This window comes from Alcanivorax borkumensis SK2 (genome assembly GCF_000009365.1).
In the GTDB taxonomy this organism is placed as follows: Bacteria; Pseudomonadota; Gammaproteobacteria; order Pseudomonadales; family Alcanivoracaceae; genus Alcanivorax; species Alcanivorax borkumensis.
The window spans coordinates 3,075,830-3,094,955 of the sequence record NC_008260.1 but is presented as its reverse complement, the minus strand read 5'-3'; the positions used below and the strand labels follow the sequence as shown (position 1 = coordinate 3,094,955).

At 54.5% G+C, this 19,126-nt stretch carries 19 protein-coding genes; all 19 read left to right on the top strand.

Annotated features, from left to right (window positions below):
• Positions 1 to 265: 265 nt before the first annotated feature.
• The 19 genes from mnmG to ureC all read left to right on the top strand — a co-directional run bounded on the left by mnmG (position 266) and on the right by ureC (position 19,108).
• Positions 266 to 2,161: a tRNA uridine-5-carboxymethylaminomethyl(34) synthesis enzyme MnmG gene (mnmG, locus tag ABO_RS13990; RefSeq protein WP_011590007.1), complete on the top strand. Its 1,896-nt coding sequence runs from the start codon at positions 266 to 268 to the stop codon at positions 2,159 to 2,161.
• Positions 2,158 to 2,772 carry a 16S rRNA (guanine(527)-N(7))-methyltransferase RsmG gene (rsmG, locus tag ABO_RS13985; RefSeq protein ID WP_011590006.1) on the top strand — a complete coding sequence of 205 codons (615 nt, stop codon included), beginning with the start codon at positions 2,158 to 2,160 and terminating at the stop codon, positions 2,770 to 2,772. The genes mnmG and rsmG overlap by 4 nt, the downstream gene beginning before the upstream one ends.
• Before the next feature lie 63 nt (positions 2,773 to 2,835).
• Positions 2,836 to 3,633 carry a ParA family protein gene (locus ABO_RS13980; protein WP_011590005.1) on the top strand — a complete coding sequence of 266 codons (798 nt, stop codon included), beginning with the start codon at positions 2,836 to 2,838 and terminating at the stop codon, positions 3,631 to 3,633.
• 96 nt (positions 3,634 to 3,729) lie between these two features.
• A complete protein-coding gene (locus ABO_RS13975; RefSeq protein ID WP_041705187.1) occupies positions 3,730 to 4,644 on the top strand; it encodes a ParB/RepB/Spo0J family partition protein in 915 nt (304 codons plus the stop codon).
• A gap of 383 nt (positions 4,645 to 5,027) precedes the next feature.
• Positions 5,028 to 5,453 carry an ATP synthase subunit I gene (locus ABO_RS13970; RefSeq protein WP_231483423.1) on the top strand — a complete coding sequence of 142 codons (426 nt, stop codon included), beginning with the start codon at positions 5,028 to 5,030 and terminating at the stop codon, positions 5,451 to 5,453.
• Between the two features lie 33 nt (positions 5,454 to 5,486).
• Positions 5,487 to 6,395 (top strand): F0F1 ATP synthase subunit A, encoded by a 909-nt coding sequence (atpB, locus tag ABO_RS13965; RefSeq protein ID WP_011590002.1) that lies wholly within the window; start codon positions 5,487 to 5,489, stop codon positions 6,393 to 6,395.
• Positions 6,396 to 6,466: 71 nt separating this feature from the next.
• Positions 6,467 to 6,688 carry a F0F1 ATP synthase subunit C gene (gene atpE, locus ABO_RS13960; protein WP_007151035.1) on the top strand — a complete coding sequence of 74 codons (222 nt, stop codon included), beginning with the start codon at positions 6,467 to 6,469 and terminating at the stop codon, positions 6,686 to 6,688.
• 65 nt (positions 6,689 to 6,753) lie between these two features.
• Positions 6,754 to 7,224 (top strand): F0F1 ATP synthase subunit B, encoded by a 471-nt coding sequence (locus ABO_RS13955; protein WP_011590001.1) that lies wholly within the window; start codon positions 6,754 to 6,756, stop codon positions 7,222 to 7,224.
• A 15-nt stretch (positions 7,225 to 7,239) separates the two neighbouring features.
• Positions 7,240 to 7,776 (top strand): F0F1 ATP synthase subunit delta, encoded by a 537-nt coding sequence (locus ABO_RS13950; RefSeq protein ID WP_011590000.1) that lies wholly within the window; start codon positions 7,240 to 7,242, stop codon positions 7,774 to 7,776.
• A gap of 16 nt (positions 7,777 to 7,792) precedes the next feature.
• A complete protein-coding gene (gene atpA / locus ABO_RS13945) occupies positions 7,793 to 9,337 on the top strand; it encodes a F0F1 ATP synthase subunit alpha (RefSeq protein ID WP_011589999.1) in 1,545 nt (514 codons plus the stop codon).
• A gap of 23 nt (positions 9,338 to 9,360) precedes the next feature.
• A complete protein-coding gene (gene atpG, locus ABO_RS13940; RefSeq protein WP_011589998.1) occupies positions 9,361 to 10,221 on the top strand; it encodes a F0F1 ATP synthase subunit gamma in 861 nt (286 codons plus the stop codon).
• A 49-nt stretch (positions 10,222 to 10,270) separates the two neighbouring features.
• The gene (atpD, locus tag ABO_RS13935) at positions 10,271 to 11,653 is read left to right on the top strand and encodes a F0F1 ATP synthase subunit beta (protein ID WP_011589997.1); all 1,383 of its coding nucleotides are present in this window, start codon (positions 10,271 to 10,273) and stop codon (positions 11,651 to 11,653) included.
• A 22-nt stretch (positions 11,654 to 11,675) separates the two neighbouring features.
• Positions 11,676 to 12,095: a F0F1 ATP synthase subunit epsilon gene (locus ABO_RS13930; RefSeq protein WP_011589996.1), complete on the top strand. Its 420-nt coding sequence runs from the start codon at positions 11,676 to 11,678 to the stop codon at positions 12,093 to 12,095.
• 157 nt (positions 12,096 to 12,252) lie between these two features.
• Positions 12,253 to 13,611, top strand: a complete 1,359-nt coding sequence (gene glmU / locus ABO_RS13925; protein WP_011589995.1) for a bifunctional UDP-N-acetylglucosamine diphosphorylase/glucosamine-1-phosphate N-acetyltransferase GlmU — start codon at positions 12,253 to 12,255, stop codon at positions 13,609 to 13,611.
• Between the two features lie 12 nt (positions 13,612 to 13,623).
• Entirely contained in the window at positions 13,624 to 15,453 is a 1,830-nt protein-coding gene (glmS, locus tag ABO_RS13920) for a glutamine--fructose-6-phosphate transaminase (isomerizing) (protein ID WP_011589994.1), read from the top strand.
• 396 nt (positions 15,454 to 15,849) lie between these two features.
• Positions 15,850 to 16,605 (top strand): urease accessory protein UreD, encoded by a 756-nt coding sequence (locus ABO_RS13915; RefSeq protein ID WP_198407802.1) that lies wholly within the window; start codon positions 15,850 to 15,852, stop codon positions 16,603 to 16,605.
• Between the two features lie 32 nt (positions 16,606 to 16,637).
• Positions 16,638 to 16,940 (top strand): urease subunit gamma, encoded by a 303-nt coding sequence (ureA, locus tag ABO_RS13910; RefSeq protein WP_011589992.1) that lies wholly within the window; start codon positions 16,638 to 16,640, stop codon positions 16,938 to 16,940.
• 25 nt (positions 16,941 to 16,965) lie between these two features.
• The gene (locus ABO_RS13905; RefSeq protein ID WP_011589991.1) at positions 16,966 to 17,271 is read left to right on the top strand and encodes an urease subunit beta; all 306 of its coding nucleotides are present in this window, start codon (positions 16,966 to 16,968) and stop codon (positions 17,269 to 17,271) included.
• Positions 17,272 to 17,413: 142 nt separating this feature from the next.
• Positions 17,414 to 19,108, top strand: a complete 1,695-nt coding sequence (gene ureC / locus ABO_RS13900; protein ID WP_269763799.1) for an urease subunit alpha — start codon at positions 17,414 to 17,416, stop codon at positions 19,106 to 19,108.
• Positions 19,109 to 19,126 lie beyond the last annotated feature (18 nt).

The following is a 19,126-nucleotide window of genomic DNA, read 5'->3' as shown; positions in this document are numbered from 1 at the left end:
CGATTCAGGCCAAGCTCAAAACTCTTTTCGCCACCCAGGCACCTTCACGGTGTTGGGGGGCGCGCCTTCAGCTACTTTATGCGTGGCAGGAGCGGTGGTTGAGTTGCGGCTTGCACCGGCAAGATTACGGTAATCGGCTTGGCGGCGAGGGTTTTCGGTTCCTGCCTATTGCGAGAGGCTTGCAGCGTGAAGCGTACTCTCTATACTAGCGCGCCCGGTTGACTATATTTTGAGCAGCAGGCCAGCCCTGCAAGGTAAGTGCAGCATGGATTTTTCCCAGCGATTTGGCGTGATTGTGATTGGCGGCGGCCATGCCGGAACCGAAGCGGCACTGGCATCCGCACGTATGGGCGTTTCCACGCTGTTGCTTACTCACAACATTGAAACCCTGGGTCAGATGAGCTGTAACCCAGCCATCGGCGGCATCGGCAAGAGTCATCTAGTCCGTGAAATTGATGCTTTGGGCGGGGCCATGGGCCGTGCCACTGATAAAGGCGGTATCCAGTTTCGCGTCCTCAATGCCCGTAAAGGCCCAGCAGTGCGCGCCACTCGTGCCCAAGCCGATCGGGAACTCTATAAGGCCGCCATCCGCGGCACCCTGGAAAACCAGCCCAACCTGACCCTGTTTCAGCAAGCGGTGGACGACCTGGTGGTGGAAAACGGTCGCTGTGTGGGTGTGGTCACTAACATGGGCCTGCGTTTCATGGCCGACGCGGTGGTACTCACCGCTGGCACCTTCCTGGGCGGTGTGATCCATATTGGCCTGGATAACCATCAGGGCGGGCGCGCCGGTGACCAGCCGTCTAATGCACTGGCATGCCGTTTACGTGAACTGCCGTTTCGGGTTGATCGTCTAAAAACGGGTACGCCGCCGCGGATTGACGGCAAGAGCGTGGATTTTTCGGTGATGGAAGAGCAGTGGGGGGATAACCCGCTGCCAGTGATGAGCTACTTGGGTAAGGTGGAGGAGCATCCGCAGCAAGTGTGCTGCTACATCACCCATACCAATGCGCAGACCCACGACATTATCCGCAGTGGTTTTGATCGCAGCCCCATGTTCACCGGAGTTATCGATGGGGTGGGGCCGCGTTATTGTCCGTCCATCGAAGACAAGGTAAACCGCTATCCGGACAAAGACAGCCATCAGATTTTCGTGGAACCGGAAGGGCTCAATACCCACGAGTTATATCCTAACGGCATTTCCACCAGCCTGCCGTTTGATGTGCAGCTGCAGGCGGTGCGCTCCATCCGCGGCTTTGAAAACGCCCATATCACCCGCCCTGGTTATGCCATCGAATACGATTATTTTAATCCCCAGGACCTCAAGCACAGCCTGGAAACTCAGCATATGCCGGGGCTATTCTTTGCCGGCCAGATCAATGGCACGACCGGTTACGAAGAAGCGGGCGCCCAGGGATTGCTGGCGGGCCTGAACGCGGCCCGGCTGAGTCAGGGTAAAGACGCCTGGACCCCCCGCCGCGATGAAGCCTATATAGGCGTACTGGTGGATGACCTGATTACCATGGGGACTCAAGAGCCCTACCGCATGTTCACTAGCCGCGCCGAATACCGGTTGTTGCTGCGTGAAGACAACGCGGATCTGCGCCTCACAGAGAAGGGCCGTGAGCTGGGATTGGTGGGTGACGAACGTTGGGCGGCCTTCAACGCCAAACGTGACGGCATGGCCAGCGAAGAGCAGCGTCTTAAAACCACCTGGGTGCGGCCAAAAACGCCAGAAGCCGAGGCGGTGAATGCGTTAATCGAAAAGCCGTTGACTCATGAATACAATTTGCTCGACCTGCTCAAGCGCCCTGAGCTGACCTACGCCAATTTAGCGGAAGCGGTGGCGCTGGCGGACCGCCCGGATAGTGCAGTCATTGAGCAGATGGAAATTCTTGCCAAGTACGCAGGCTATATTGATCGTCAGGCAGACGAAATCGAAAAACTGCGGGCCGCAGAAACCACCGCCCTGCCGGTGGAATTTGATTATGGCCAGGTAAAAGGCCTATCCAATGAGGTGAAGCAAAAGCTCAGCGAGATTCGTCCGCAGACCTTGGGCCAGGCGGGCCGCATTCCCGGCGTCACCCCGGCGGCTATTTCCTTACTGATGATTTACCTGAAAAAACATCACCATCAAAAGAAGGCCGCCCAACAAGCATGAGTCTTTCCAGCACTCTGACCCAGGGAATTGATGCCCTTGGCCTTTCCTTGAGCGACGATCAGCAGCGCTTGTTACTCGCGTATGTGGATCTGTTGGTTAAATGGAACCAGGCCTATAACCTCACCGCGATCCGCGACCCACAGGAAATGGTGACCCGCCATTTGTTGGATTCTCTGGCTGTATTGGCCTACCTGGAAGAAGGCGATACCCTGGATGTGGGGACCGGTGCCGGTATCCCCGGGGTTATTCTGGCGGTGGCTCGCCCGCAGCAAGCCTTTGTGCTTCTGGATTCCAACGGTAAGAAAACCCGTTTTGTCCGTCAGGCCCGCCGCGAATTAGGGTTGGATAACGTGGAGGTTGTGCACGGTCGCGTGGAACAGTACCGTAAAGCCCCATCACAGATCATTTGTCGCGCTTTTGCTTCCTTGTCGGATATGCTGGCGTTGATGACGCCCATAATGACCGATAATACCCGCCTATTGGCAATGAAAGCGGCCAGCACAGAAGAAGAGCTGGCCACCCTGCCGGCGCAGTGGCAAGGGCGCCATCACACCCTGACAGTGCCGGGCTTGGATGAGCCTCGCACCTTGGTGGTAGTGAATAAAGCTTGATAGTGAACGGGGGCCGTCAGGCACCCTGTCTCAAGCGTCAGGCGTAAAATCAAGGAGAACGCAGTGACCACCGTATTTGCCGTAGCCAATCAGAAAGGCGGCGTGGGCAAGACCACCAGCAGTGTGAATCTGGCGGCGTCGCTGGCGGCCACCCGCAAGAAGGTGATGCTCGTGGACATTGATCCACAGGGCAATGCCACCACCGGGTCAGGCGTAGATAAGTTTGATACCGATTACACTATTTATGATGTGCTGTGCGATGACGTGGCTATCGAGCAGGCGGTGACGGACACCCCGGAAGATTCTGGGTTTGATCTGATCGCCGCCAATGGTGATTTGACCGCGGCTGAGGTTCAGTTGTTGGACATGAGTGCTAAGGAGTTTCGTTTGCGTAACGCCTTAGCGCGAGTCCGTGATCAGTACGATTACATCCTTATTGATTGCCCGCCGTCCCTGAACATGCTCACCGTCAATGCGCTGACGGCGGCAGACTCAGTAATAGTGCCCATCCAGTGTGAGTACTACGCCTTGGAAGGCTTGACCGCACTGATGAACACCATTGAGAAAATTCGCATGGTACTCAACCCGAAGCTGCACATCGGGGGTTTACTGCGCACCATGTATGACCCACGCAACAGCCTCTCCAATGATGTGTCCAACCAGTTAATTAGCCATTTCGGTGACAAGGTGTATCGCACCATTATTCCCCGTAACGTGCGGTTGGCGGAGGCGCCCAGTCATGGTGCGCCAGTGATTACCTATGATCCAAAATCCCGCGGTGCGGTTAGCTATTTGGCGTTGGCCGGCGAGATTTTGCGCCGGGAGCAGGCCATCAAGGCCCAGCCTGTCGCAGCGTCATGATGGCGGCATCCGGTAATATTTTTTTTGGCGGGCGGAGTGTGTCCGCAGCGTCAGGCGCCGAGCGTCTGGCGTCATGCGTATCATCAAGGATTAACCATGGCGGCAAAGCGTAAACGCGGTCTCAGCAAGGGCCTGGATGCCCTGCTCAGCAGCAACGAGTCCTACCAGCGGCATCAGGAAGAAGTGAGCCTACAGAATCAGGGCGAAACGAGCGGTGAGCCCAGTCTGCGCCCCCGAGATGGCGAATTGCGCCACCTGCCTGTGGAGTGCATGGAGCGTGGCCGTTACCAGCCACGCCGGGATATGTCACCCGATGCCCTAGAGGAACTGGCTGAGTCGATTCGTGCCCAAGGCGTGATGCAGCCCATCGTGGTGCGCCCATTGGGCGATAAGCGTTACGAAATCATCGCCGGTGAGCGCCGCTGGCGTGCCGCACAGATGGCCGAGCTGGACACCATTCCAGCGGTTATTCGCGAAGTGCCCGACGAAGCCGCCATCGCCATGGCGCTGATTGAAAATATCCAGCGGGAAAATCTCAACCCAATGGAGGAGGCCATCGCGCTGGGCCGATTGAAAGAAGAGTTCGGGCTCACCCATCAGCAAGTGGCCGATGCGGTGGGTAAATCCCGCGCCATGGTGACCAACTTGCTACGGTTGATGAGCCTGGAGACCGACGTTAAGAAGCTGCTGGAGCACGGCGACCTGGAAATGGGCCACGCTCGCGCCCTGTTAGCGCTGACCGGCAACAAACAGGTTGAGGCTGCCCGCACCGTGGTGGCCAAAGGGCTGTCAGTACGCCAAACCGAAGAACTGGTCCGCGATTTTGAAAAAGCCAAACCTGCGAAACCGGCGGCCCCTAAAGAAGACCCTAATGTGAAGGCGCTAATCAGCGACTTGTCTGATCGCTTGGGGGCGCCGGTGCAAATTCAACAACAGGGGAAAAAAGGCAAGCTAGTGATCAGCTATAACAGCTTGGATGAATTGGATGGCATTTTGGCTCACATCAAATAGCAGGCCTGCGTATTGCTGTCCGAAGGGATAATTTGCAACTAGCTGTTTCCGTAGCATCTCGTTAGCCGTGCGGACCTTGATGGCAGAGATCAGGGTTTGGCGATCGCCCCATTTGCGCTATTGCAGGCAGGATGGAAGGCTGAGCGGGGGTATACAAAAATATCTCAATAGGCGGTGCTTTTTCATGAACTGTGTTCAGCCCTGCTTTGTGGAGATCAGGTGAAAGAAAGTCGCCAACAAACCCTAAAGTTTGCCGAACAATCCGCCCGTTACGGTTGCCACTTGCGTGCCAACTCCATATACTTCGCCGCGCTAAAGATCAGGGGTGCTCGAGACCTTAGCGCTTGGTGCGGCATCATTTTGCATCAGCCAAGAGGCTCAAGGTGACCAGCAACGAATTTCAGCCCAACAGAGCATTGTTCTGGGGCTTAATGTGCGCTCAACTGACCACGATAGTGGTATTTGGGTTGCTGGTAACCGGGCTGGCTGGCGTGTTCGCCGGTCTAGTGGCTGTCTGGGGCGGCACTATCAGCCTGATCGCTTATGCTTGGGGTGGCTTCCAGATATGGATGCACCCAGGCAACCGTGCGCCAAAGCGTATGGCTACCGCAGCAATGCGGGCCGAGATGGGCAAGATCGCAATTATGCTATTGCTGTTCTGGCTAACATTCTCCAAGGTCCCTGAAGCGCGGGAAATGAAAATTGCAATGGTTCTGCTGTTAGGCTTCTTGCTAGCCCAGGTTGTGGGTTGGATTCAGGTAGCACGCCTCGACGGGCAAACAGCAGGGCAAGACAGGCACAATGACTAGCCTGTAGGCATCGGCTCTCTATAGAGGTTTGACATGGCAGCGAACTCCGCCGGCGAGTATATCAAGCACCATCTGGGCAATCTGACCTATGGCAAACTGCCGGAAGGCTATGTCCGTGAATGTCACGGTCATGCGGAGACTCTGAGCCAGGCAACCTGGACCATGGCGTGTAACGGCACCGAAGCCAAAGATATGGGTTTTGCAGCCTTTCACGTTGACTCCTTAGCTTGGTCTGGCGGTCTTGGCATTATCATGTGCCTGTTGTTCTGGTTGGGCGCGCGTAAAGCGACTGCCGGTGTGCCTTCTGGTTTCCTTAATTTTGTGGAAATCATCATTGAGTTTATCGATACACAGGTGCGTGACTCTTTCCACGGCAAGAGCAAGTTGATTGCGCCGCTGTCGTTGGTGATCTTCTGTTGGGTGTTCTTGATGAACCTGATGGATCTGATCCCGGTGGATTTCATTCCGAAGACATTTGAATGGGTGATGGTGACCTTCTTCGGTTGGAGTGCACACGAAGCCTATTTCAAGATTGTTCCCAGCACCGACCCGAACATTACCTTGGGTATGTCCTTCAGCGTGATGTTCCTGATTATCTTCCTCACCATTAAGACTAAGGGTGTGGGCGGTTTTGTGGGTACTCTAGCGTTGCATCCTTTTGAATCCGGCAACCCGGTGGTCAAGGCGCTTCTGATCCCGATTAACCTGTTGCTGGAAACCATTGCTCTACTGGCCAAGCCGGTATCTCTGGGCCTGCGACTGTTCGGTAATATGTACGCGGGTGAGTTTGTATTTATTCTGCTGGCAGCGATGATGGGCACCTGGCAATTCATCGGTGCCTGGCCTTGGGCGGTGTTCCATATTTTGGTAATCACCCTGCAGGCATTTATCTTCATGGTTCTGACCATCGTGTATTTGAGCATGGCGGTCGAAGAGCACTGATTTAAGTAAGTAACAGTTTTTTTAAACCGGTTTTTAATTAAACCAACCAAGCACTTAACGGGAGTGTAAAGATGGAAGGCATTCAATTTCTTGCTGCTGCTATCGTAGCTGGCCTGGCGGCCATCGGCGCAGGTTTGGGCTTCGGCATGATGGGTGGTCGTTTCCTTGAGTCTGTGGCTCGTCAACCGGAGCTGGCTCCGATGCTGCAAACCCGCATGTTCATCATTGCTGGTCTGCTGGATGCTGTGCCAATTATCTGTATCGCTATCGCGTTCCTGCTGATTTTCCAGTAAATCGCGCTTTAACGTTTAAGCCCCGATTTAGGGAAATCTAAAGCAACGCGGATTGAGGTGTTGGCATGAATATTAATGCGACACTAATTGGCCAGGCCATTTGGTTTGCCCTGTTTGTGTTCTTCTGCATGAAGTTCGTTTGGCCCCCGATTTCACGGGCGCTGGATGAGCGTAAGCAGAAGATTGCCGAAGGCCTAAGTGCCGCGGATCGGGCAGAGCGTGATCTGGAACTGGCGCAGGAAAAGGCGACCGCCAATCTCAAAGAATCTAAAGAGAAGGCGGCCGAAATTATTGATCAGGCCAATCGCCGGGCTAATCAGATTGTGGAAGAGGCTAAAGATGCAGCGCGCGCCGAAGGTGAGCGTCTGATTGCCAAAGCCCATTCTGAGATTGACCAAGAGGTTAATCAGGCTCGCGAGCAATTGCGTAAAGATGTAGCTGTACTGGCGTTGAGCGGTGCCGAAAAGGTACTGGGCGGCGAAGTAAACCAGGACAAACACACGCAGTTGCTTGAGCAGCTGGCGGCTGAACTCTGAGAATACGGGTAACCCATGGCTGAACTGACCACCATCGCACGCCCCTACGCCAAGGCCGCATTTGTGTTCGCTAAAGAACACGATGCCCTGGAGCAGTGGGAGAAGATGCTGGGCCTGGCAGCAGCAGTGGCAGGTGATGCCTCCATGCGTGCCTACCTTGACCAGCCGGAACTGGATGACGCCACCAAGGTTTCTGCTTTTGCAGAAGTCTGTGGTGATGAGCTGGACGAAAGCGGTCGCAACTTTGTTGCGCAGCTAACGCAGAATAAGCGTTTGCCGCTTTTGCCGATCATCCTGCAACTGTTCCACGAGCTTCTGGCCGAACAGCAGCAGTTCACCGATGTGGAGATGATCTCTGCATTCGAGTTGGACGATGCTGCTACCGACAAGTTGGTAGCAGCGCTTAAGAAACGCCTTGGTACGGAAGTGAATGTCACAACTTCCGTCGACCAATCTTTGATTGGGGGCGTGCTGGTGCGAGCCGGCGATACCGTAATTGATGGCAGTGTGCGCGGCCGGCTTAATCGCTTGGCAGAGCAACTGAACTCTTGAGTTTGAGGGATTAGAGATGCAGCAACTCAACCCGTCCGAAATCAGCGAGATTATCAAGTCGCGCATTGCGAAACTTGATACCTCCACCGAAGCACGCAACGAAGGTACGGTGGTTTCCGTATCTGATGGTATTGTGCGCATTCATGGTCTGGCCGACGTGATGTTCGGCGAGATGATCGAGTTTGAGGGCGGCATCTACGGCATGGCCCTTAACCTGGAGCAAGACTCTGTCGGCGCCGTGGTGCTGGGTGATTACCTGGGCCTAGCCGAAGGCCAAAAAGTTCGTTGTACCGGTCGTATTCTGGAAGTCCCCACTGGCCCCGAAATGCTGGGTCGTGTTGTTGACGCTCTAGGTAATCCGATTGACGGTAAAGGCCCGATCGAAGCCAAGCAAACCGATGCGGTTGAAAAGGTAGCGCCCGGCGTTATCTGGCGTCGTGAAGTTAACGAGCCTGTTCAAACCGGTTACAAGTCCATCGATGCCATGGTGCCAATCGGCCGTGGTCAGCGTGAGCTGATCATTGGTGACCGCCAGATCGGTAAGACCGCCGTGGCGGTTGATGCGATTATCAACCAGAAAGACTCCGGCATTAAGTGTGTCTACGTCGCCATCGGCCAGAAGCAGTCCACCATTGCTAACGTGGTGCGCAAACTGGAAGAGCACGGCGCGATGGAAAACACCATCATCGTTGCGGCCTCCGCTTCTGATCCGGCTTCCATGCAGTTCCTGGCACCGTTTGCTGGCTGCACCATGGGCGAGTATTTCCGTGATCGCGGTGAAGATGCACTGATCGTTTATGATGATCTGACCAAGCAGGCGTGGGCGTATCGCCAGATCTCCCTGCTGCTGCGTCGTCCGCCGGGCCGTGAAGCTTATCCTGGTGACGTGTTCTACCTGCACTCCCGTCTACTGGAGCGCGCCGCCAAGGTAAACGAAGATTATGTTGAGAAGTTCACCAACGGTGAAGTGAAAGGTAAGACCGGTTCTTTGACCGCTCTGCCTATCATTGAAACCCAAGGTGGTGACGTTTCTGCTTTCGTACCGACCAACGTGATTTCCATTACCGATGGTCAGATCTTCCTGGAAACCGACCTGTTCAACTCCGGCATTCGCCCGGCGATGAACGCCGGTGTGTCTGTATCCCGTGTAGGTGGTGCAGCCCAGACCAAGATCGTTAAGAAGCTGGGTGGTGGTATTCGTTTGGCTCTGGCTCAGTACCGTGAACTGGCTGCATTCGCTCAGTTCGCTTCCGACCTCGATGATTCTACTCGTGAGCAGTTGGAGCATGGTCAAGCCGTTACCGAGCTGATGAAGCAGAAGCAGTACAGCCCGATGAGCGTTGCTGAAATGGGTGTTGTGCTGTACGCCGCTAACGAAGGTTACCTAAAAGGTATGGAAGTCGAAAAAATCGGCGCCTTTGAAGCTGCACTGCTGGACTACATGAACAGCGAAAAGAAAGCGTTGATGGATAAAATCAACGAGAAGGGTGACTACAACGGCGAGATCGAAGCTGAGATTAAAGAATCTCTCGATCAGTTCAAAGCTACCCAGACCTGGTAATTCGCTGATAAAGGAACGTTCCTATGGCCAGCGGTAAAGAGATCAAAGGCAAAATTGCCAGCGTCCAGAGCACGAAGAAAATTACTCGTGCAATGGAAATGGTAGCAGCCTCCAAGATGCGTAAGGCGCAAGAGCGTATGACGGCCAGTAAGCCGTACGCCAGCCGTATGCGTCAGGTGGTTGCTCACCTGGCTAACGCCGATCTGGAATACCGGCACGTTTACCTGCAAGAGCGGGAAGTTAAAAACGTTGGCTACATCGTAGTGAGCTCCGATCGGGGCCTCTGCGGTGGCCTCAACGTGAACCTGCTCAAGAACGTCGTCAAAAGCGCGAAGGCATGGGAAGAAAAGGGTGCCAAAACCAGCTACTGCGTAGTCGGTTCCAAGGGCATGTCTTTCTTCAAGAGCGTTGGCGGCAATGTGGAAGCGAATATCACAGGCTTGGGGGATACCCCGCACCTGAATGATTTAATCGGTTCCATCAAGGTGATGTTGGATGCCTACGAAAGCGGTGCAATCGACCGTTTGTACATCGTGTACAACGAATTCGTGAACACCATGACCCAGTCGCCCAAGAATATTCAGTTGCTGCCGCTGGAAGCGGGTAGTGATGAAGAGCTGAAGCGCCACTGGGACTACATTTACGAGCCAGCCCCGAAAGAGCTGCTCGACGAACTGCTGGTGCGGTTCATTGAGTCTCAGGTGTATCAGGGTGTGGTTGAAAACAATGCCTGTGAGCAGGCAGCACGTATGATTGCCATGAAGGCTGCCAGTGATAACGCTGGTGACATCATTCGTGATCTGCAATTGGTGTACAACAAGGCACGCCAGGCTGCTATTACGCAGGAAATCTCCGAAATCGTTGGTGGTGCTGCTGCGGTTTAATCGTCAAGCAGATTAACGTGGCAAAAACGCAAGTTAAGAGGATGCAAGCATGAGTAGCGGTCGTATTGTTCAGATCATCGGTGCCGTGATCGACGTGGAATTTCCACGCGAAGCCGTACCGAAGGTATATGACGCCCTCTCCGTGGACGGTACTGAAACTACCCTGGAAGTTCAGCAGCAGCTGGGCGACGGTGTAGTGCGGACTATTGCCATGGGCTCCACCGAAGGTCTGAAGCGCGGCCTTGGCGTGACTGATAACGGTGAACCGATTCAGGTTCCTGTGGGCACCAAAACCTTGGGCCGTATCATGGACGTGCTGGGTCGCCCGATTGATGAAGCGGGCCCCATCGGTGAAGAAGAGCGTATGCCGATTCACCGTGCAGCGCCTACTTATGCGGATCAGGCAGCCACTAACGAACTGCTGGAAACCGGCATCAAGGTAATCGACCTGGTTTGTCCTTTCGCCAAAGGCGGTAAGGTTGGTCTGTTCGGTGGTGCGGGTGTTGGTAAAACCGTAAACATGATGGAGCTGATCCGGAACATCGCGATTGAGCACTCCGGTTTCTCCGTGTTTGCTGGTGTGGGTGAGCGTACTCGTGAGGGTAACGACTTCTACCATGAAATGAAGGACTCCAACGTACTGGATAAAGTATCGCTGGTGTACGGTCAGATGAATGAGCCGCCTGGTAACCGTCTGCGTGTAGCGCTGACCGGTCTGACCATGGCCGAGAAGTTCCGTGACGAAGGTCGCGACGTACTGTTCTTCGTGGATAACATTTACCGTTATACGCTGGCGGGTACGGAAGTATCTGCACTGTTGGGCCGTATGCCTTCAGCGGTAGGTTACCAGCCGACTCTGGCGGAAGAGATGGGCGTTCTGCAGGAACGTATTACTTCCACCAAGACCGGTTCCATTACCTCCGTTCAGGCGGTATATGTACCTGCGGATGACTTGACTGACCCGTCTCCGGCCACCACCTTCGCGCACTTGGATTCCACTGTATCCTTGAGCCGTGATATCGCGTCTAAGGGTATCTACCCGGCGATTGACCCGCTGGATTCCACTTCGCGTCAGCTGGATCCGCTGGTTATCGGTCAAGAGCACTACGACATTGCACGTGGCGTTCAAACCGTACTGCAGCGCTTTAAAGAGCTGAAAGACATCATCGCTATTTTGGGTATGGACGAACTGTCAGAAGACGATAAACTGATTGTATCTCGTGCCCGTAAGATTGAGCGTTATTTGTCTCAGCCGTTCTTTGTGGCCGAAGTATTTACTGGTTCCCCGGGCAAGTATGTTTCCCTGAAAGACACCCTCGCGGGCTTTAAGGGCATCCTTGGCGGTGATTACGATCACATCCCGGAGCAGGACTTCTACATGAAGGGCTCTATCGACGAAGTGATTGAAGCCTACAACAAGCGTAGCAAGTAACCTGCACCTGGGAGACAAGCAAATGGCGATGACCGTGCATTGCGACATTGTAAGTGCAGAACGCCAGCTGTTCTCCGGCTTGGTTGAAATTGTGGTAGCTTCCGGTGTGGAAGGTGACCTCGGTATCATGCCCGGCCACGCCCCGCTGCTGACCCGGCTGAAGCCGGGCCCGGTACGGGTGAAGAAGCAGAATGGTGAAGAAGAAGTGTTCTACGTATCCGGTGGCTTCTTAGAAGTGCAGCCGAAGCTGGTGACCGTACTGGCAGATACGGCTGAACGCGCTGAAAATATGGACGCTGCAGAAGCTGAGCGTGCTAAAGCCCGTGCCAAAGAAGCGTTGGAAGGCAAGAGTTCCGAAATGGATTACTCCCGTGCCGCTGCAACTCTGATAGAGGCCGTTGCACAGCTGCGTGCCATTCAACAATTGAAGAATAAGCGGTAAGTATCTTTTGCAATTCTTCAACACAGGAAAGGGTAGCCAAGTGCTACCCTTTTTTGTTTCTGTCGTATAGTGAGCGCCCGGTTGGAATAGGTCCTGTGCGAATCAGAGGCGGCACAGTGGTATAACGGTACCGGCATGTAAAAGACAAGGATAGGGTATGAGTCTAGCAGTAGTGATTCTGGCGGCGGGTAAAGGGACGCGGATGAAGAGCGCTTTGCCAAAGGTGCTTCATGCAGTGGCCGGCAAGCCAATGGTGCAGCATGTGGTAGACGCGGCAGCGTCGCTGGAACCAGCCAATACCGTCATCGTATACGGCCATGGTGGCGAACAGGTGAAAGCCTCGGTCACTGGTGAGCAAGTGGCTTGGGCAGAGCAAGCTGAACAGCTCGGTACTGGCCATGCGGTTGCGCAAGCCATGCCTTATGTAAAAGAAGACATGGTATTGGTGTTGTACGGTGATGTACCGCTGATTCGCCCGGAAACACTAAAAGACTTTGTCGCCACGGTGGACGATAGCACCCTGGCGCTGATGACCCTAACCTTGGATGACCCGAACGGTTACGGCCGTATCGTTCGTGATGGTCAGAACAACGTGCAGCGCATCGTTGAGCAGAAAGACGCCAGCGAAGCTGAGCTGAGTATTCAGGAAATCAACACGGGCATTCTTGCCTGTTCACGGCGATTCCTAGAAGAAAGCTTGCCCAAGCTTTCCAGTAATAATGCCCAGGGCGAATATTACCTTACTGACCTGATCGCAATGGCGTCACAGTCGGGCTTGAATGTGCAAACCCTGCAACCCAACGAAGGCTGGGAAGTGGACGGGGTGAATGACAGAGTGCAATTGGCAAGGCTAGAGCGCATTTACCAGCAGGCTCAGGCTGAAACCTTGATGCGTGACGGGGTAACATTGCTGGACCCTTCTCGTCTGGATATTCGCGGCAGAGTACAGATCGCCAGTGATGTAATCATTGATGTGAATGTCATTTTAGAGGGAGATGTCACCATCGAAGAAGGTGTGGTGATCGGTCCTAACTGTATTCTGCGAGACGCCAACATCGGCGCCGGCACCGTCATAGAAGCGAACACACTCATTGACGGTGCTATTGTGGGTGAACACTGTCAGCTAGGCCCCTATGCCCGCTTGCGCCCTGGAACAGAACTGGCCGACAAAGCGAAGATAGGCAACTTTGTTGAAACCAAAAAGTCCTACATTGGCGAGGGTTCCAAGGTAAACCACCTGACCTATATCGGCGATAGCAAGATAGGTAAAGGCGTCAACGTGGGTGCCGGCACTATTACGTGTAACTATGATGGCGCCAACAAATTTCAGACCGTGCTGAAAGACGGAGCGTTCATTGGCTCCAATTCCTCTCTAGTTGCTCCAGTCACCATTGGCGTAAATGCCACTGTAGGTGCGGGCAGCACTATTACAAAGGATGTGGGCGACAACGGCCTAGCGGTTGCTCGAACGCAACAGCGCAACGTGGCTAATTGGCAGCGCCCCAAGAAAGGGTAAGGAAGAGCATTTATGTGCGGAATTGTTGGGGCCATTGGCCAGCGGAATGTGACCAATATTTTGATCACTGGTCTCAAGCGACTTGAGTACCGGGGTTACGACAGTGCGGGAGTCGCGCTGCTCAACGATAAGGGCATCAGTCGTGTCCGTCGTCAGGGAAAAGTGGCCGGGTTGGAAGAGGCAGTCCTGGAAGCACAAACCCAGGGTTTCACCGGCATTGCCCACACTCGCTGGGCTACCCACGGCAAGCCTTCGGAGCCTAATTCGCACCCGCATATGTCCGGTGATGATTTGGCCCTGGTGCATAACGGTATCATCGAAAATTTTCAGGCACTCAAAGACGAGCTTGAAGCCAGCGGTTATACGTTCAACTCCCAAACCGATACGGAAGTGATTGTGCATCTGGTGCATCAGGCGCTGGATAACGGGTTGAATCTTTTCGACGCCGTGCAAGCGGTCACAAAGAAACTCGATGGTGCCTACGCACTGGGTGTTATTCATGCTTCTGAGCCGCACAAGTTGGTTACCGTGCGCTCTGGTAGCCCGCTGGTCATCGGCCTGGGGATTGATGAAAACTATATCGCCTCCGACCAACTGGCCTTGTTGCCAGTAACCAACCGGTTCATCTTTTTGGAAGAGGGTGACCAGGCAGAAATTACAACCAATAGCGTGCGTATAGTGGATGCAGCAGGTGAGCCGGTAACACGCGAAGCTCACGAGTTTGATGGCACCCATGAAGATGCGGAAAAGGGCGAATACCGCCACTATATGCAGAAGGAAATTTTCGAGCAGCCCGCAGCTATTCAGAAAACCTTGGAAGATCGCATTGATAGCCCGGCTACCCTGATTGAGTCTTTCGGTGAAAAAGCGCCTGCTATTTTCGATAAGGTTAAAACCGTTCAAATCGTCGCCTGCGGTACTAGCTATCACGCAGGTATGGTGGCCCGTTATTGGTTAGAGGACATTGCCGGTATTCCTTGCCAGGTCGAAGTAGCCAGTGAGTTCCGCTACCGCAAGCACGTGGTGCCAGAAGGCACTCTCTTTGTCACCATTTCCCAAAGCGGTGAAACCGCCGATACCTTGGCAGCGCTGCGTGATACTCAGTCACCCAATTATGTGGGTCGCCTGGCTGTGTGTAACGTGGACAGCTCATCGTTGGTGCGTGAATCAGAACTGGTTTTTCTCACCAAAGCCGGTCCGGAAATCGGGGTAGCTTCCACCAAGGCCTTCACTACTCAACTGGTTGGGTTGTTGATGCTCGTGTTAGCGCTGGGCCGCCAAAAAGGCCTGGCCGACAGCGAGATCGAAAAAATTCTGGAAGAACTGCGTCAGCTGCCCAATTTGATCGAGCAGGCGGCGGCGTTAGACAAGCCCATCGAAAAACTTTCAGAGGCGTTTGTGGAAAAACACCACGCCCTGTTTTTGGGGCGTGGCGTGCAATTTCCGGTGGCTTTGGAAGGAGCCCTTAAGCTCAAGGAAATTTCCTATATCCACGCCGAAGCCTACGCAGCGGGAGAGCTTAAACACGGCCCGTTGGCCTTGGTGGACAGCGAAATGCCGGTGGTGTCGGTGGCCCCCAATGATGAATTGTTGGAAAAGCTGAAATCCAATCTGCAAGAAGTCCGTGCCCGTGGCGGTGAGCTTTATGTGTTTGCTGATAAGAATGCTCACGTAAAAGAAGGGGAAGGGATTCATGTGTTAAACATGCCCTCAGTGCCCGACACTGTAGCCCCGATCGTTTATACCATACCGCTGCAGCTGCTTAGCTACCATGTGGCGGTGCTGCGCGGCACCGATGTGGATCAGCCTCGTAACCTAGCCAAGTCGGTAACGGTGGAATAGCCGCCACCCGCAAGGCAATACAAAAAAAGCCCGGCGATCGCCGGGCTTTTTTTGTTGCCGCTTTCTCTCCAGTGCCATTGCATACCACCACGGGCACGGGGTGGCGTATAAGAATCAATACCATGGATCGCGCTAACGCTCTTACGGTGATGGCCCCTCTACAAGTCTCAGCCCTTATAAGTGATAAGCCGCCCTCTATTTTAGCAGGTGGCACAAAAGCTGCATAAATTTGGTGCATGATAAAGAGCAGGCAAAGGGGCCAGGCCAGTGAGCGTAGAGAAACCGGTAGCAGCGGGCCGGCAGAACAGTAAGGCCACAGGCAGGCATAAGGGATGGCAAGCAAAACTGCATATGCAGCTTGAGTGCGCCATAACTGGGCGCGGCATGAAAACCGTCATGGCCGAATTGCACCATTATGGACCGTTGCGCGTTCAGCGCCCTTTCTACCCAGAGCAGGACACCGCACACATCTATTTACTGCACCCACCAGGGGGGGTTGTGGGTGGTGATGGACTGGATATCAGCATTACCGCATCGAGCCAGGCCCATGGCTTACTCACTACCCCTGGGGCAACCAAGTTTTACCGCAGCGCTGGGCAAACCGCCCATGTGAGCCAAACGCTCACCGTTCAGGCAGGAGGGACACTGGAATGGTTTCCCCAAGAAAATATTTTCTTCCCTGGGGCACGGGTACAGATGGACACCCGGATCGATCTGCACGGGGATGCCCATTTTATGGGCTGGGAAATTTCCTGCTTGGGTCGGCCGGTTAATAGTGAAGTGTTTCACGAGGGAAAAATCGACGCCCGTTTTCGTATTAGCCGCGACCGTAAACCGCTGCTGATTGAACGCCTTAAGGTGGATCAGCCCAGCCACCTCAATGCGGCCTCTGGGCTGCGTAATTTCCCCATGCAGGCAATATTTGTAGCCACGGGGAGTAATGAGGAGTTGCTGGAGCAGGCCCGTGAATGCATTGAAAAGCAGGCCACCGACATGCCCTGCGGCCTCACCCTGATTGACGACATTCTGGTCATGCGTGTGCTCGGCACTCGCTGTGAAAAAATTCAAGCATTGATGCTTCCCGTCTGGCAATTATTGCGTCAGGCCACCCTGAATAAACCGGCGGTGATACCGCGAATCTGGAACACCTGATAACGGTGTAAGGAAAGGCAAAAAGGTAAAGCATGGAACTGACACCCAGAGAAAAAGACAAGCTGTTGATTTTTACCGCCGCGCTGCTGGCCGAACGGCGCAAGGCCCGTGGCGTTAAGCTTAACTATCCGGAATCGATCGCTTATATCACCGCCACCATTATGGAGGGTGCTCGCGACGGCAAAACGGTCGCCGAATTGATGGGCGAAGGGCGAACCTTGCTCAAGCGTCAGGATGTGATGGAAGGCGTGCCAGAAATGATCCACGAAGTGCAGGTGGAAGCGACCTTTCCCGATGGCACCAAACTGGTAACGGTTCACGACCCCATCGTTTAAGACGATCCGCTATAGGAGAAGCCAAATGATTCCAGGCGAATACGCTATTCAGAACGGCGACATCGAGATCAATCCTGGGCGGGAAACGCTCAGCGTGGAAGTGGCCAATACGGGCGACCGTCCCATTCAGGTGGGCTCCCACTACCACTTCTATGAAGCTAACAATGCCCTGCAGTTCGACCGAGAAAAAACCCGAGGCTTCCGGCTCAATATTCCGGCCGGCACCGCCGTGCGCATTGAGCCAGGGCAGAGCCGGACAGTAGAGCTGGTGGCGTATGCGGGACAAAGAAAAGTGTACGGGTTTCAGGGCAAGGTCATGGGGCCGCTTTGAGTCGCGCCTGTCTTTAGGGCCGAACTTGCCCGTGGAAATAGCGCCATGGGAAGCAGGCCGGCGCCTGTACAACACCGCATTTCGGAAAGGCTGCCGATAACCAGCCGGTAGATGCAAGAACAGGAGAATCATCGTGGCAACAATGTCCAGACAAGCCTACGCCGACATGTTCGGGCCCACCACAGGTGACCGGGTACGCCTGGCCGATACCGATCTGTGGATCCAGGTAGAAAAAGATTTCACCGTCTATGGTGACGAAGTGAAATTTGGCGGCGGCAAGGTAATTCGTGATGGCATGGGCCAATCCCAGCTGCCTTCGGCGAAGGTTATGGACCTGGTCATTACCAATGCCTTGATCCTCGACTACTGGGGGATCGTTAAAGCGGATATCGGTATTAAGAACGGGCGAATTGCGGCCATTGGCAAGGCGGGTAACCCAGATGTGCAACCGAATGTGGATATCATTGTTGGCCCCGGCACCGATGTGATTGCTGGTGAAGGCAGCATCATTACGGCGGGGGGGATTGATTCGCATATCCATTTTATCTGCCCGCAGCAGATCGACGAAGCATTAGCATCCGGGGTCACCACCATGATCGGTGGCGGCACCGGGCCCACCACCGGCACCAATGCCACCACAGTGACGCCCGGGCCCTGGAACATGGCCCGAATGTTGGAAGCGGCGGATTGCTTTCCAATGAATCTGGGGTTCCTTGGCAAAGGTAACGCCAGCTTGCCGGAATCCCTGAGCGAACAGATCAGCGCCGGCGCCATTGGCCTGAAATTGCACGAAGACTGGGGCACCACCCCCGCCTCAATCGACAACTGCCTTTCGGTTGCAGAAGAAACGGATACTCAAGTGGCGATCCACACCGACACCTTGAACGAATCCGGCTTTGTGGAAGACACCATCGCCGCGTTCAAAGATCGCACCATCCATACCTATCACACCGAGGGAGCCGGGGGCGGCCATGCGCCGGATATTATTCGCGCTGCTGGGCTTGCCAATGTGCTGCCTTCGTCCACAAACCCGACGCGACCTTACACGGTGAATACCGCCGATGAGCACCTCGATATGCTCATGGTCTGTCACCATTTGGATCCGAGTATTCCAGAAGACGTAGCGTTTGCTGAATCCCGCATTCGCCGCGAAACCATTGCCGCGGAAGACATCCTTCATGATCTTGGTGCGTTCTCCATGATTGCCTCAGACTCCCAGGCCATGGGGCGTGTGGGCGAAGTGGTGATGCGCACCTGGCAAACGGCCCACAAGATGAAAGTGCAGCGCGGTTCCCTAAAGGGCGACCCATCCGAACATGATAATTTTCGCGCCAAACGCTACGTAGCCAAGTACACCATCAACCCGGCATTAGCCCATGGCATGGCCCATGAAATAGGCTCGGTGGAAGTGGGCAAGCTCGCCGACCTGGTACTGTGGAGCCCGGCCTTTTTTGGGGTAAAGCCCAACCTCATCATTAAGGGCGGCATGATCGCCATGGCCAAGATGGGCGACCCTAACGCATCCATCCCTACACCCCAGCCAGTTCATTACCGCCCCATGTTTGGGGCCTACGGCAAGGCTCGCCAAGCCACCACCATGACCTTCATCTCCCAGGCCGCCATGGATGCGGGTATCCCTGAGCAACTCACATTAGCCAACCGCATTGGTGTGGTGAAAGGCTGCCGCACAGTGAAAAAGAAAGACATGTTGCTCAATGATTGGCTGCCACACCTGGAAGTGGATCCACAGACCTATGAAGTACGTGCCGATGGCCAGCTGCTAACGTGCGAACCGGCGGAAGTGTTGCCAATGGCGCAGCGCTATTTTTTGTTTTAACGCATTGTTTACGAGACA

Coding starts and splice junctions, on each gene's coding strand:
- atpE (WP_007151035.1), top strand. CDS start 6,467: ATGGAAGGCATTCAATTTCTTGCTGCTGCTATCGTAGCTGGCCTGGCG.
- ABO_RS13915 (WP_198407802.1), top strand. CDS start 15,850: ATGGCCGAATTGCACCATTATGGACCGTTGCGCGTTCAGCGCCCTTTC.
- ABO_RS13975 (WP_041705187.1), top strand. CDS start 3,730: ATGGCGGCAAAGCGTAAACGCGGTCTCAGCAAGGGCCTGGATGCCCTG.
- glmU (WP_011589995.1), top strand. CDS start 12,253: ATGAGTCTAGCAGTAGTGATTCTGGCGGCGGGTAAAGGGACGCGGATG.
- atpB (WP_011590002.1), top strand. CDS start 5,487: ATGGCAGCGAACTCCGCCGGCGAGTATATCAAGCACCATCTGGGCAAT.
- glmS (WP_011589994.1), top strand. CDS start 13,624: ATGTGCGGAATTGTTGGGGCCATTGGCCAGCGGAATGTGACCAATATT.
- ureC (WP_269763799.1), top strand. CDS start 17,414: ATGTCCAGACAAGCCTACGCCGACATGTTCGGGCCCACCACAGGTGAC.
- rsmG (WP_011590006.1), top strand. CDS start 2,158: ATGAGTCTTTCCAGCACTCTGACCCAGGGAATTGATGCCCTTGGCCTT.
- ABO_RS13905 (WP_011589991.1), top strand. CDS start 16,966: ATGATTCCAGGCGAATACGCTATTCAGAACGGCGACATCGAGATCAAT.
- ABO_RS13930 (WP_011589996.1), top strand. CDS start 11,676: ATGGCGATGACCGTGCATTGCGACATTGTAAGTGCAGAACGCCAGCTG.
- ABO_RS13950 (WP_011590000.1), top strand. CDS start 7,240: ATGGCTGAACTGACCACCATCGCACGCCCCTACGCCAAGGCCGCATTT.
- ureA (WP_011589992.1), top strand. CDS start 16,638: ATGGAACTGACACCCAGAGAAAAAGACAAGCTGTTGATTTTTACCGCC.
- atpD (WP_011589997.1), top strand. CDS start 10,271: ATGAGTAGCGGTCGTATTGTTCAGATCATCGGTGCCGTGATCGACGTG.
- ABO_RS13955 (WP_011590001.1), top strand. CDS start 6,754: ATGAATATTAATGCGACACTAATTGGCCAGGCCATTTGGTTTGCCCTG.
- mnmG (WP_011590007.1), top strand. CDS start 266: ATGGATTTTTCCCAGCGATTTGGCGTGATTGTGATTGGCGGCGGCCAT.
- atpG (WP_011589998.1), top strand. CDS start 9,361: ATGGCCAGCGGTAAAGAGATCAAAGGCAAAATTGCCAGCGTCCAGAGC.
- atpA (WP_011589999.1), top strand. CDS start 7,793: ATGCAGCAACTCAACCCGTCCGAAATCAGCGAGATTATCAAGTCGCGC.